The organism is Arcicella sp. LKC2W (assembly GCF_034931005.1).
Classification (GTDB): domain Bacteria; phylum Bacteroidota; class Bacteroidia; order Cytophagales; family Spirosomataceae; genus Arcicella.
On record NZ_JAYGIN010000012.1, the window covers coordinates 98290 to 111863 of the forward strand.

14 protein-coding genes and 1 tRNA gene are annotated in these 13574 nt (G+C 36.2%); 7 read left to right on the plus strand and 8 right to left on the minus strand.

Annotated features, from left to right (window positions below; genetic code table 11):
• Nucleotides 1-17: 17 nt before the first annotated feature.
• The 3 genes from VB796_RS11245 to VB796_RS11255 form a co-directional block, all read right to left on the minus strand.
• Nucleotides 18-89 (minus strand) — tRNA-Arg (locus VB796_RS11245).
• 16 nt (nt 90-105) lie between these two features.
• Nucleotides 106-825, minus strand: coding sequence for an RluA family pseudouridine synthase (locus VB796_RS11250; RefSeq protein WP_323346642.1), 720 nt, complete (start codon nt 823-825; stop codon nt 106-108).
• A gap of 182 nt (nt 826-1007) precedes the next feature.
• The gene (locus tag VB796_RS11255; RefSeq protein ID WP_323346643.1) at nt 1008-1895 is read right to left on the minus strand and encodes a PPK2 family polyphosphate kinase; all 888 of its coding nucleotides are present in this window, start codon (nt 1893-1895) and stop codon (nt 1008-1010) included.
• A gap of 85 nt (nt 1896-1980) precedes the next feature.
• Here VB796_RS11255 and VB796_RS11260 point away from each other — a divergent pair, with 85 nt between their 5' ends.
• Nucleotides 1981-2487, plus strand: a complete 507-nt coding sequence (locus tag VB796_RS11260) for a hypothetical protein (protein ID WP_323346644.1) — start codon at nt 1981-1983, stop codon at nt 2485-2487.
• A gap of 57 nt (nt 2488-2544) precedes the next feature.
• Here VB796_RS11260 and VB796_RS11265 read toward each other — a convergent pair whose 3' ends face one another.
• Complete coding sequence (locus VB796_RS11265) at nt 2545-4083, minus strand: YifB family Mg chelatase-like AAA ATPase (RefSeq protein WP_323346645.1); 1539 nt, start codon at nt 4081-4083, stop codon at nt 2545-2547.
• A gap of 405 nt (nt 4084-4488) precedes the next feature.
• Here VB796_RS11265 and eutC point away from each other — a divergent pair, with 405 nt between their 5' ends.
• The gene (gene eutC / locus VB796_RS11270) at nt 4489-5238 is read left to right on the plus strand and encodes an ethanolamine ammonia-lyase subunit EutC (protein ID WP_323346646.1); all 750 of its coding nucleotides are present in this window, start codon (nt 4489-4491) and stop codon (nt 5236-5238) included.
• Between the two features lie 288 nt (nt 5239-5526).
• On the opposite strand, the gene VB796_RS11275 is transcribed toward eutC, so the two are convergent.
• On the minus strand, nt 5527-6186 hold the full coding sequence (locus VB796_RS11275) for a metal-dependent transcriptional regulator (protein ID WP_323346647.1): 660 nt from the start codon (nt 6184-6186) through the stop codon (nt 5527-5529).
• Between the two features lie 235 nt (nt 6187-6421).
• Between VB796_RS11275 and VB796_RS11280 the strand changes: the two genes are divergently transcribed.
• The 4 genes from VB796_RS11280 (at nt 6422) to VB796_RS11295 (ending at nt 9442) form a co-directional block, all read left to right on the plus strand.
• A complete protein-coding gene (locus VB796_RS11280; protein WP_323346648.1) occupies nt 6422-7732 on the plus strand; it encodes an Nramp family divalent metal transporter in 1311 nt (436 codons plus the stop codon).
• A 116-nt stretch (nt 7733-7848) separates the two neighbouring features.
• Nucleotides 7849-8187, plus strand: coding sequence for a phage holin family protein (locus VB796_RS11285; RefSeq protein WP_323346649.1), 339 nt, complete (start codon nt 7849-7851; stop codon nt 8185-8187).
• Between the two features lie 111 nt (nt 8188-8298).
• Nucleotides 8299-8700 carry a hypothetical protein gene (locus VB796_RS11290; RefSeq protein ID WP_323346650.1) on the plus strand — a complete coding sequence of 134 codons (402 nt, stop codon included), beginning with the start codon at nt 8299-8301 and terminating at the stop codon, nt 8698-8700.
• On the plus strand, nt 8678-9442 hold the full coding sequence (locus tag VB796_RS11295) for a geranylgeranylglyceryl/heptaprenylglyceryl phosphate synthase (protein ID WP_323346651.1): 765 nt from the start codon (nt 8678-8680) through the stop codon (nt 9440-9442). The genes VB796_RS11290 and VB796_RS11295 overlap by 23 nt, the downstream gene beginning before the upstream one ends.
• 73 nt (nt 9443-9515) lie before the next feature.
• Here VB796_RS11295 and VB796_RS11300 read toward each other — a convergent pair whose 3' ends face one another.
• Entirely contained in the window at nt 9516-10790 is a 1275-nt protein-coding gene (locus VB796_RS11300) for a Glu/Leu/Phe/Val dehydrogenase (protein ID WP_323346652.1), read from the minus strand.
• A gap of 509 nt (nt 10791-11299) precedes the next feature.
• On the opposite strand from VB796_RS11300, the gene VB796_RS11305 reads away from it, so the two are divergent.
• Nucleotides 11300-11692, plus strand: a complete 393-nt coding sequence (locus VB796_RS11305; RefSeq protein ID WP_323346653.1) for a TraR/DksA family transcriptional regulator — start codon at nt 11300-11302, stop codon at nt 11690-11692.
• Between the two features lie 138 nt (nt 11693-11830).
• On the opposite strand, the gene VB796_RS11310 is transcribed toward VB796_RS11305, so the two are convergent.
• Both VB796_RS11310 and trpA read right to left on the minus strand, forming a co-directional pair.
• Complete coding sequence (locus VB796_RS11310; RefSeq protein WP_323346654.1) at nt 11831-12739, minus strand: DUF72 domain-containing protein; 909 nt, start codon at nt 12737-12739, stop codon at nt 11831-11833.
• A 10-nt stretch (nt 12740-12749) separates the two neighbouring features.
• A complete protein-coding gene (gene trpA, locus VB796_RS11315) occupies nt 12750-13529 on the minus strand; it encodes a tryptophan synthase subunit alpha (RefSeq protein ID WP_323346655.1) in 780 nt (259 codons plus the stop codon).
• Between the last annotated feature and the right edge of the window lie 45 nt (nt 13530-13574).

Consider the following 13574-nt stretch of genomic DNA (forward strand, 5'->3'; position numbering starts at 1 on the left):
AATTAGGATTTACATTGTAGCCTCGAAAGGAATCGAACCTTCATCTTAGGTACCGGAAACCCACATTCTATCCATTGAACTACGAAGCCAGCTACTCTTACAAAATTACGAAAACTTATCTAACTGCTTTACCAAAACGTCAAAATCTTTTGGATAAGGTGCTTCTATCGTGACAATTTCATCATTCATTAACTTAAAGGTCAACGAACGAGCGTGTAATGCCACTCTTTTCATCAAAGGCTGTTCTTCTGTTTCTTTTTTGAGATTAAACTTTCGTTTTAAATCCGACAAATAAATCATTTCTCCGCCATACGTGGGGTCACAAACAATTGGAGCTTTCAAACAAACTAAGTGAATCCGTATTTGGTGCATCCGTCCCGTAATAGGCATACATTCTACCAAAGTATGATTTCGGTAAACTTTTAGGGTATTAAAAATTGTCTCGGCTTCTTTTCCTTTCTGACGGTCAATGGCTACTTGCGTTCCATCACGTTTTTGAGCGATGGGCAAATACACCGAAATCATGTCTAAATCGTGTGTGCCATTGGTTACGGCATGGTATCTTTTGGCTACCTGACGATGCTCAAATTGCATAGAAAGATGACGATACGAAGCTGGATTTTTAGCAATTGCCAACACACCTGAAGTCTCTTTATCCAAACGGTGAGCCAACTGTGCATCATCGGCATATTCTTTCGCCATTCGCAAGATACTCAGGGAATTATCAGCTTGACGTTCGTCTAAAGATGCTACATGAGGAGGTTTATTGATAAGGATATAATCGTCGTTTTCGAATATAATTAAGTCTTTGAAATTCAGTCGCATGGTATTCTAAAATAGCTATTGGCTATCGGCTTTAAGCTATTGGCTTTCTGTTGATTATTAAAATTTATACTGCAAAGATACGACCTTATTTGATAATGTGCCGAAAGCAAATTTAAAACCCTCAACTCATAAACTCTTAAACCCCTAACTGATAAACTTTTAACTCATAATCTCATCAACAACTACTCTAAATTCTGTTCATTAATTCGGTTGATTAATCCTTGCAAAATTACTTGACGCTCAGGTGTATTTTCTGGATATTCCATTTTTAATTCTTTCATTTTTTCCAGAATTATCGTACTGATAATCAATCTCATATTCTTTTTATCATCGGCAGGAATTACGTACCAAGGTGCATTTTTTGAAGCCGTCTCATTGACCATTTCTTCGTAAGCCTTCTGATATTTCTTCCAAAAATCACGTTCTTTTACGTCTCCTTCCTCAAATTTCCAGTTTTTGGTTGGGTCTTCTATGCGTTCAATCAAACGTTCAGCTTGTACTTCTTTGGAGATATTCAAATAAAATTTCAAAATTACTGTTCCATTCCGAGATAAATATTTTTCATAATTACAAATATCTTCATAACGTTGCTCCCAAACTTTATCCAAGTCTTTGGTAAATTCAACGGGAATTTTTTGATAATTTGTCAAGTTTTCGGGATGAACCTTTACCACCAAAGTTTCTTCGTAATAAGACCGATTATGGACATTCAATTTGCCTCTTTCGGGCATTTTGAGGGTATTTCTCCACATAAAATCATGGGCTAATTCCTGCTCTGATGGACGTTTAAAGCTGTGTACTTCTACTCCTGCTGGATTCACACCTGACAATACTGCTTTAATTGTTCCATCTTTACCCGCTGCATCAGATGCCTGAAAAATCAAAAGCATTGAATAACGGTCGTGGGCATACATCAAGCTTTGGTGTTTATCCATTTCATCACGGAGTTCAGCCATCAGTGTATTATAATCTTCTTCCGATTGATAAAAATCCTTAATTTTAGTATCAGATTTTTTTATGTCGAATTTTTTATTGCCCAAAAATTCAAAATCTTTAATATCAATTTTCATACTTTTGTTTTTATCAAATAATAGTTTTCATGCTAAAATCTTTTTAGATGAGCAATTTAACCAAAATTATTAAACTTTTCCCACAATGACTTTACGAGACATTTTTGCCAATATTTCCGCTAATCCTTCTTTACTTTTGTGGTTTCTTTTGTGTGTACCCTTATTGACATTTCTGATTAGCATTTGGCAAAATCCCAATACGCTTCCACAACAAAGTCCAAACCGTCATTTTTATGCCGTTTTGGCTTATTTAGCTTGTATTCCAGGCATTTTTGCAATTACCTTGAATATGTATTTATTTCTCTTTGAGCGTCAAAGTATTTGGGATATGAATCTGATTACCCAGATTTTACCAATCATCACGATGGTCGGAACGCTTATCATTATTAAACGAAATATTCCTTTTGAATACGTGCCTGCTTTCGGGAAATTATCGGGATTTGTGACCTTAGTTTTTGCCATGATTGGCATTATGTGGTTTGTAGATAGACTACGCATTTACGCCATTACTTACGTTCCGTTTCATTACATTGCCATTGGCTTTGTCGGAATGTTATTACTCATTCGTTTCGGTTGGAATAAGATGTTTTAATTTAGGTGTTGATTACTTGATGTTCGATGTTTATTACACATCAAGTAATCAACAAAACTATCCCGCCCAATTCTCTCTATCTAAACTACGATATTGAATAGCTTCAGCAATATGTTCAGTTCTAATATCTTCAGTACCAGCTAAGTCTGAAATGGTACGAGCAACCCTTAAAATACGGTCATAAGCACGAGCCGATAATTGCAAACGCTCCATGGCTCGTTTAAGCAATAAATTACCGACATCGTTTATGACACAAACTTCTTTCACCATTTGCGATGGCATCATGGCATTAGAATATATTTCTGGGTAATCTATAAATCTTTGAGTTTGTATTTCACGTGCTTTAATAACTCTTTCACGTATTTGTTCCGATGATTCTGATTTTCTATTGGACGATAATTGTTCAAATTTTACAGGCGTTACCTCCACGTGTAAATCAATTCTATCTAATAGTGGCCCTGATATTTTATTCAAATACTTCTGAACAACTCCTGGTCCACAAACACATTCTTTGTCAGGATGATTATAATATCCACACGGACAAGGGTTCATACTGGCAATGAGCATAAAACTTGATGGAAACTCAACCGCCCATCTTGCTCTTGAAATCGACACTTTTCTATCTTCCAAGGGCTGACGCATCACTTCCAAAGCCGATTTTTTAAATTCTGGCAATTCATCTAAAAACAAAACGCCATTGTGTGCCAAGGATATTTCTCCAGGTTGAGGATTGCTCCCTCCTCCTACCAAAGCAGCATCTGAAATAGTATGGTGTGGCGAGCGATACGGACGAGTAGAAACTAAGGTTGCTTTTGTTCCCAATTTTCCAGCAACTGAGTGAATTTTGGTAGTTTCCAGAGCTTCATGCAGTGTAAGTGGTGGTAAAATTGATGGAATACGCTTTGCCAGCATCGTTTTCCCTGCTCCTGGAGGTCCAATCATAATAGCATTATGTCCACCTGCGGCTGCAATTTCTAAGGCTCTTTTGATATTTTCCTGTCCTTGCACGTGCGAAAAGTCGGCATCGTAATCATTTTGGGAACTGGCAAAAATATCTCTTGTATCCGTAATTAAAGGTTCAATTTGCAGAGAACCACGTAAAAAGTCAATCGCATCCTTTAGATTTTTTACGCCAATAACGTCTAAATTATTCACAATTGATGCTTCCGTTGCATTTTCAGTTGGTAAAATAAAACCTTTAAATCCTCTTTTACGAGCTTCGATGGCAATTGGCAAAACTCCCTTAATTGGGCGAAGTGAACCATCAAGGGCTAATTCTCCCATAATTACATAGTTTTCCAATTCTTTCAAATTGGCTTGAACGGAAGCGTGAACAATACCCAAAGCAATGGGCAAATCATAAGCAGAGCCTTCCTTACGAATATCCGCAGGGGCAAGATTAACCACGACTTTTGTTCTTGGGAAAAAATATCCGACTTGTTTAATGGCAGATTCCACACGCTGTTCCGACTCTTTGACTGCTCCGTCTGGCAGTCCCACAATGTAGAAATGTTGTCCTTGTCCTTCGCTAACTTCCACAGTAATTATTGTAGCATCAACGCCGTGAACGGCACTTCCGAAGGTTTTAGCGAGCATAGTTGCAGTGTTTTTATTGTTAAGAAATTCGTCAAATATACAAAGAAAATCTACTCAAGCCAACCATTTTCATCCGTTGTTATCCATAATGACTCAGGCAAGATTCCACGAAAATCACTATATTTGAATATCATTCTTAATTCTTTAAAATTAAGGAGTCGTTTCAATATTTATGACCGTATAGATTGCATTCCTCACCCCAAAACCTAACGGAACTGTAAAGAGTTTGTCGGAAGATAAAATCAGACCACCGATAATACAGATTTTCACTGGGACGCACAGTCTGATAAAATCAAGAATAATCTGACTGTGCGTCCCAGTGTAAATCCGTCTAATCTGTTAAATCTGTGGTCTAATCTTGTCTGCGACAAATAGTTTATAGTTCCGAAACTTAACTCCAATTTCATGCAAATTGACCATTGGCAATTTCTCCAAAATTATACGCCCGCTCGTATTGCTCGTGGACGTGCAGGACATAGTTTTCCAACGACTGAACTTTTAAAATTTCAGGCAGACCACGCCCAAGCTCGTGATGCCGTTTATTCAGTTTTGGATATTCCAGTATTACAAGAATCACTAAAAATAATTTTAGACTCGCCAATTATTACTCTTAAAAGCAGGGTAGAGAATCGTTCTGAATATTTACAAAGACCTGATTTGGGACGAACATTGAGCCAAGATTCTCGGAAGATTTTACAGGAAATAAACGTAGAAGAATCAGACATTTGTTTTGTCGTTGTTGATGGACTTTCTGCTGAAGCAATTAATCAAAACATCACAAATGTCTTAGGAAATATCATAGCAAAACTCAAGAAAATAAATTGGACTATTGCTCCTATCTGCCTTGTAGAACAAGGACGAGTAGCAGTTGCAGATGAGATTGGATTTTTACTAAAATCAAAGATTGTCGTTGTGTTTATCGGAGAACGTCCTGGTCTAACTTCTCCCAATAGTATGGGGGCTTATCTCACACTTCACCCACGAGTAGGAGTAACTGACGAAAGCAGAAATTGTGTGTCCAACATTCGTCCTGAAGGCATGAGTTCAGAAGCCGCTTCACAAAAAATATTGTATCTTTTGACTGAAATGAAAACAAAGAAAATAAGCGGAGTGAACTTAAAAGATGAAGTTAACGACCTAAAATACTTAGATTAACTACTTATTCTTTGGGTTTAACTTAAATTTGTCAATATAGTAGATAAAAATATAATTTATGGTGCGAGAAAAACATTCTCTATACAATTTCATCCTTTTTTTTCGACATATTTATCGTTTATATTCTTTACTCATGTAATTTTTCCTTTATTTACATAAGTTTTACTTCAAAAGACCTTGATTTAAGTCTCACTTTTCATATTTTTGTCATGCGTTTTAACAACGCAAATTTTTTGACCTAATAAAGTGGCGGCTTTATTAGGTCTTTTTTTTGTTATGTCAAATTTCTTATTTCTTTTTGACCAATATATTTTTGGCAACTTCATTACTAATAAAATAATTTGAGTTTCCTCCATTATTTATGGTCATTGATTTGTCAAAATCATTAATTTCTAAAATGGTAATATTCACGCCCAAATTCATACCAATTTTTGCTAAATATTGCAAAAAGCTCGTTGAATGTTGTGCCACTCCCATCATTACCACTGGCTGATTTACAGCAATACCCGATAGATTTTTATAGCCCAATTCTGGCATTTTCCCATCTTTATCAGGAATGGGGTCTCCGTGTGGGTCAAACTGTGGACAATCTAAAAAATCATCCAAACGTTGTACCAATTCCTCCGAATTGATATGTTCCAACTCTTCCGCAATTTCATGAACTTCATCCCAATTAAAACCTAATTTATTTACTAAAAAAACTTCCCAAAGACGGTGCTTTCTGATAACCTTCAACGCCACTTCTTCCCCCTTTTCAGTTAGTCGAACTCCTTGATATTTTTGGTAACTAACCAACTGTTTTTCTGACAGTTTTCGTAACATATCCGTTACAGAAGCTGCCTTCGTTTGTGTTAGCTCAGCAACTGCATTCGTACTGATTTCGCTTTCAGTTTCAGCAGACAGTTTGTAAATAATCTTTAAGTAATTTTCTTCAGTAAATGAAATCATGACTTCGTGTTTAGGATTTAGGTATGAATTATGAGGTATGAATGATGAACTATAAAGTAGAAAACAGATTACTACTCAATACTTCATACCTACAACCTAATACCTACCTATGACAAAGATATTATTTTTCAACATAATAAATAAATTTTAGATTAGTCTAAAAAAATGTTTTGAATTGAATATATTTGAAAATACTTTTGCGTAACTTACAGTAATACAAATTGATTGATGAAAAATGAAAATAGAAAATAACGATACAAATCATTCATTACCAGAAGTCTATGCGTCGATAAATGTACCTAAAAATGGCTCATTCTGGCGTAAATTATGGGCTTATACTGGCCCTGGATTAATGGTGGCGGTTGGATATATGGACCCTGGAAATTGGGCAACTGACATTGCTGGAGGTGCAAAATTTGGCTACACACTCATTTCGGTTATTCTAATTTCTAATCTTTTTGCGATGTTACTTCAACATCTTTCTTTAAAATTAGGCATTGTATTAGGGCAAGATTTAGCTCAAGCTTGTAAAAATGCGTATTCAAAACCAACTGCAATCATTCTTTGGATTCTCTGCGAAATTGCCATTGCTGCCTGCGACTTAGCCGAAGTTATTGGTTCTGCCATTGCTCTTAATCTATTGTTTGGACTTCCTCTAACAGTTGGCGTAATCATTACAGTATTGGATGTTTTGGTTTTACTCTATTTTCAAGGAAAGGGTTTTCGAACTTTGGAAAGCATTGTTGGTTCATTAATCTTCATGATTTTTTGTTGTTTTGCTTATGAAATCGTTGTTTCTCAACCGTCTGTTTCTCAAATATTTGGTAATCTTTTACCGAAACCCGAAATTATAACCAATCCAGCGATGCTTTATGTGGCTATCGGGATTTTGGGAGCAACCGTGATGCCTCATAATTTGTATCTTCATTCAAGTATTGTACAAACTCGAAATTTTGAAAAAAACTCAGAAGGTAAACGTTCGGCAATATATTTCGCAACGATTGATTCTACTTTATCTTTATCGCTTGCCTTTTTTATCAACGCAGCCATTTTAATTATGGCGGCAGCTACATTTCATCATTCGGGAAATCAAAATGTTGCTGATATTCATGACGCTTATCATTTACTTGACCCCGTTTTGGGCGTAAAGTTTGCAGGAATTTTCTTTGCCGTTGCTCTTTTGGCATCGGGACAAAACTCTACGCTAACGGGTACATTGGCAGGACAAATTGTGATGGAAGGATTTTTGAATATTCGTCTAAAACCTTGGCTCAGACGCTTGATTACTCGTTTAGTAGCCGTTATTCCTGCCCTTGTTGTTACGGTTCTTTATGGAGAACAAGGCACAGGAGAGTTATTGGTATTGAGTCAGGTTATTTTGTCACTTCAACTGAGTTTTGCGGTTGTGCCGTTAGTCATGTTTACGAGCGATAAACTAAAAATGGGCGAATTTGTAAACTCAAATCTATTGAAGATTACTTCTTGGATTATTGCCGTCATTATCATTAGTTTGAATGGATATTTGCTGTGGGATACGCTTTTTTAATTAATTTTATTCCATGAAACGGCTATCTGAAAGAATTTTGAAGTTTAAAGAAATTTAGACGTTCCGACTATGTGTCTCAATCTGATACCTTTGAAAATAACTATACATTTAATCAGATGAAAATATTAGACCCAAACGGATTGGTTGACAATCTGTACAAATACGTCCAAACCAATATCGAAATTGCAAAGGTTGAGGTTCAAGAAAGAATTGAAGATACCATCAAAAAAGTAGCGATTATTGCTATTTTGGTATTGTCAGGAGCAATGTTTTTCATTTTTGTTTTGCTAACATTGGCTTTATTTTTGAACCATATTTTAGCAAGCAACTATCTCGGTTTTTTGATTGTTACTATCCTATTAGCTATCATTATAGGCATTGCATTTTTGATTTTAAAACGTTTTTTGCCAACAGCACAACAGGAAGATGATATTCTGAAAGATGAAGAATACTAATTGTTAAAACCTGTTTACAAGCGTTAATCGAAACTTTTTTTCCATCGAAAAGGCAATTTTTGTACTTTTGGATAGTTTTTATCTTATACAGAGATTCAAACCATTACAATTATGTTTCCAACAGTAAGTCCGAAAAAGACCTCAGAACGTAAAATACAACTACATAAAGAGGCACAAGCATATAAAAAAACGATTGATGGTCAAGTAAATGACCTCAAATCTGAAGCCGCACGTATTGGCACAACCGCCCTCATTGTGGGTACGGCATTGGCAGGAGTTTATGTGATTTTTAGTTTGTTTACCTCCGATTCAAAAAAGAAAAAGACAGCCCAAGTTGTGGTTGAAAATCCGAATTTACCAGTAGTTGTTAAGAAAGAAAAAGATAAAGAATCGTGGTTAGTTTCGTCAATCAAAAGCTATATGATTGCCTTTGTAATGGCTATTGCCAAAGACAAAATCATGGAAGCGTTGGCGATTTTAAAAGAAAATAATGACCCAAAATCTACTAAATAACCTTTACAAACGAAAAGCTCAAGGTCAAAAATCTTTTGCCGTATTGATTGACCCCGACAAGGTAAATCTTGATAACTTTTCAAATCTATTGAATCTCTGCACGGAATACGGTGCTGATTATATTTTTGTGGGTGGCAGTCTGATTACCAATTATGTAATTTCAGAAGTTATTACCCAAATCAAAAAACAAACGAATATCCCTGTTATTATATTTCCAGGAAATAGCTTACACATTGATAATCAAGCAGATGCTATTTTATTATTGTCGCTCATCTCAGGTAGAAATCCAGAATTTTTAATTGGTCAACACGTTATTTCCGCTCCTCTTTTACGAAAAAGTGGCTTAGAAATCCTCCCAACAGGCTATATGTTAATTGATAGCGGAAAACCAACAACGGTTTCTTATATTTCAAATACAACACCCATTCCGCACGACAAAGCGGGGATTGCGGCTTGCACCGCAATGGCAGGTGAAATGTTGGGGTTAAAATTAACTTATCTTGATGCAGGTTCGGGAGCGATAAACCCTGTTTCTCCAGAAATGATTGCCGCAGTCAGACAATCAGTTGATACGCCAATAATCGTGGGTGGGGGAATTAATACCGCAAAAAAAGCAAAAAACGCTCTTTCCGCAGGTGCTGATGTCATTGTGGTAGGAAATGGGATTGAACAAAATATTGATTTATTGAAAGAAATAGCCATATCAGTTAACAGTTATCAGTTATCGGTTACTGGTTATTAGTTATTGGGGATTTGATTACTTTACTAATTTGAGATAAACTAATAACCAGTAACCAATCCCCAATAACCAACTGTTAATATCCCCCTCTAAATTTATAAGTATCCGAAACTTTTTTAATCGCTACGATATACGCTGCAATTCTCATTGGCACATTAAATTGTTGAGAAGTCAAAAATACCTTATCAAAAGCATCCTTCATAATTCTATCCGAACGGCGGTTTACTCTGTCTAAAGTCCATTTATACCCAATTCTATTTTGTACCCACTCGAAATACGAAACCGTTACGCCTCCTGCATTTGCCAAAATATCAGGTACAACCAAAATTCCTTTGTTGTTAATAATATCATCTGCTGATGCCGAAGTAGGGCCATTTGCCCCTTCAACAATCATTTTCGCTTTGATATAAGGAGCATTTTCATTATTAATTACGTCTTCTTTTGCCGCAGGAACTAATACGTCCACATCAAGCGTAAGTAATTCTTCATTGGTGATTTTCTCAGCTCCTGGGAAATTTTCTAACGTTCCTTTGTTCAAATCACGATATTTTATTGCCCCTTCAATGTCAATCCCATTTTCGTTATAATACGCTCCCGAAATATCCGAAATAGCTTTTACCATCACGCCACGCTCGTGCAACAATACCGCTGCGTGCGAACCTACATTTCCGAAACCCTGAACGGCAGCCGTTGATTTGTAGGGATTAATTTTCAATTTATCCATTCCTGCCAAAGCCGAAGTCATCACACCACGCCCTGTTGCTTCGGTACGCCCTAATGAACCACCCAAAACCAAAGGCTTGCCCGTTACTACTGCGTTTACCGTCATTCCTTTCGCTTTTGAATATTCGTCCATCAACCAAGCCATTTCACGTGGCCCAGTTCCCATATCGGGTGCAGGAATATCTTTGTCAGGACCAAAAACGTCCAACATCGAAACGGTATAAGCACGCATAAGGCGTTCCATTTCTCCTGCCGACATCTCACGTGGGTTACAAGCAATTCCGCCTTTTGCACCACCATAAGGAATATCCACAACGGCACATTTCCACGTCATCCATGCAGCTAAAGCCCGAACTTCGTCTAAATTAACATCTGGGTCAAAACGAATACCGCCTTTTCCCGGCCCTAAAATATTGGAATGTAAAACTCGATGCCCTTCAAAAACTCGAATCGAGCCATTATCCATTGTGATAGGAAGTCCAACGGTCACTTGACGAGCTGGTACTTTCAAGATATAATACATTTCATCGGAAATTCCCAAAAGTTCAGCCGCCTTATCAAAGCGTTGCATCATGGATTCCAATGGATTTTCTTTGTCCTTAATTGGAGCAGGTTCTATGTATGTCATGTTTAAAGAAAACCATCTGCAATCGCTTATTTGTTACCTCCTAAATAAATAATTCATGAAATTTGAAAATGGGAATCCATAAATTATCATAATTCAAGACGGTCGTTATCTATTATTAAAACTTTTCGACTAATAGACCAAAGGTTACAAACAAGCCATTTTAGATGCGTTTATTGATGATTTGCACAAACTTACAACCTTTGAAATGAATAAATCAAGTGTTTTTATTTTAAGTAGAAATACTTGATTTTCAGGCAAAAAGCACAAATTTGAAGTGTTTTTGTATTTTACTTTTTAACTTTATGGGAGATTGGTGATTTCACCAAATAATCATTGGTAAAATACACGAATTAAGAAATCATAAAATTTTAAAAAAATTTAATTAATTCTTGAAATATTGATATTTAAAATAATTTGATTTTATCTTTATGAAAATTTTTACGGACAGACGATTTCAAAGTCGACAGAATCCTTATTTTTGAACCCATAAACCCTATTCGAAAGTTAAGATGGAGACATTAGTAGAACAAAAAACCAGATACTCGAGTGAAGACCTTAAAGAGTTTGAGGAATTAATCACTAAAAAATTGGACGATATTCGAGCTGAATTAAACTACATTCGTGAAGCACTTCATAAACGTAATGACCCAGGTACTGACGTAACAGGTGGAAGTTCAAAATTGATGGAAGACGGAGCTGATAGTTCAGAGAAAGAAAGCATGAGCCAATTAGCAGCACGTTTGCAGAAATTTGCTACGCAATTAGAAAATGCCCTTATCCGTATCAAAAACGGAACGTATGGCGTGTGTATTGATACGGGAAAATTAATTCCGAAAGAACGCCTCAGAGCCGTTCCTCATACACAACAGACAATTGAAGCGAAATTGATGAAACAACGATAAAAACAAAATAGCCAACTTTTTGAAGTTGGCTATTTTGTTTTTAAGGGTAATTGCAAAAATAATGTACCACATTTGACTTGGACAAACTTTCGGGAAGTTCAGCGACTAATATTTGGTACTTTTAAATTTACATTTTACTTAGAATAAACTCATTTGCTCGACTTTAGGCAAAAACTTCGGCTCTTTAATCGTCAATCCACAATGCAAATTAAGCTGTTGAATCCAGTAATTAGCCATTTCTGGGGCAATGGTATTTTCACAAATATGGACAAAAAGCCACAGTTCTTCTAAACCATTTTCAAGCCATAATTTGATTCTTTGAACCCACTCATCAATCCGTTGATAGTCAGAAGGATGTTCATTACCAACCCAACGAATAACCGCCTTTGGTATGGATAAACTTTGATGGGCAACATCTCTCCTACCAGCCACGTCAGTAATTACCGTTGCGTGTCCCAAACTATTCAAAAGTGTTAAAGCATCTTGCCAAATCATTTCATTTTTGAACCAATCTTCATTTCTAAATTCAATCGCAATTTTCAGATTTTCAGGCAATTGTCTCAAATATTTCTCAAAAACAGGAAACTGTTTGGGCGTAAAATAAGGAGCTAATTGTAAAAAGGGCATTCCTAATTTATTGTCTAATTTCAAGATTTGGCGACAAAATTCATCCGTCAAACCATCGGCATTTTGCAATAATTTATCGTGAGAAATTACTTGGGGAAATTTTGTACAAAAAGTAAAATTAGGACTTGATTCAGATTTCCAACGCTCAATTGTTTCATCATTTGGAATTTGATAATGCGTAACATTCAGCTCAATTGTGTTAAATTGTTGTGAATATAATTTCAGAAAATCAGGCGTTTTAGCATTGTGAGAGTATATTTTCCCGTTCCAATCTTTATTCGACCAAACGGGGCAACCTACTTTGATGACAGGATTTATAACCCTTGTTCCCGACAATGCTTTGGCATTAAAAGCATTATCGGGTTTCAAGGTAAAATCTGTTTTTTCTACATCATATTTTGAAAGTTTTCCAAAATCCATTGGTCAAAATTTAGCTATTTTTCACACTACTCACAAAAGCCTTAATATCACTTGCTAAATCTACCGACTGACCAATCAATTTGATAAAAGCACTACCAATAATTGCTCCTGCTGCCTGTGAAGCTGCTTTTTTAAAGGTTTCGTTATCTGAAATTCCAAAGCCAATTAAGCGAGGATTCTTCAAATTCATAGCATTTACACGAGCAAAATACGCCTCTTGGTCAGTAGAAATACCTGATTTGGCACCCGTTGTACTTGCCGAAGACACCATGTAAATAAAACCATCCGAGATGTTATCAATGTGTCTAATTCTTTCGTCGGCAGTTTGTGGCGTAATCAAAAAGGTATTTAAAATGCCATATTTATCAAAAATTGCTTTGTATTCTTCTTCGTAAACACTCGCTGGCATATCGGGTAAAATCAAGCCGTCCACGCCAACTTCTTGGCATTTTTGACAGAAATTTTCAACGCCAAATTGTATCACAGGGTTTACATAACCCATCAATAAAACAGGAACGGTAATACCAGATTCACGGATTCCTGCCAATTGCTCAAAAAGCAATTTTACTGATATTCCATTGTCCAAAGCCACTTGGTTTGACTGCTGAATAGTCTCACCATCCGCCACAGGGTCAGAATACGGCATTCCGATTTCTACCAAATCTGCTCCGCCATCTTGAAGAGCCTTTAAAATCACGGTGGTATCGTCTATTTTAGGAAAACCTGCGGTAAAATAAACGTTAAGAATGTTATTTGTTTTTTCTTGGAAAAGTTGTTTAATACGGTTCATTTTTTTGTTGCCCGACGCTTCCGCATCGGAATTTATTTTTAACGA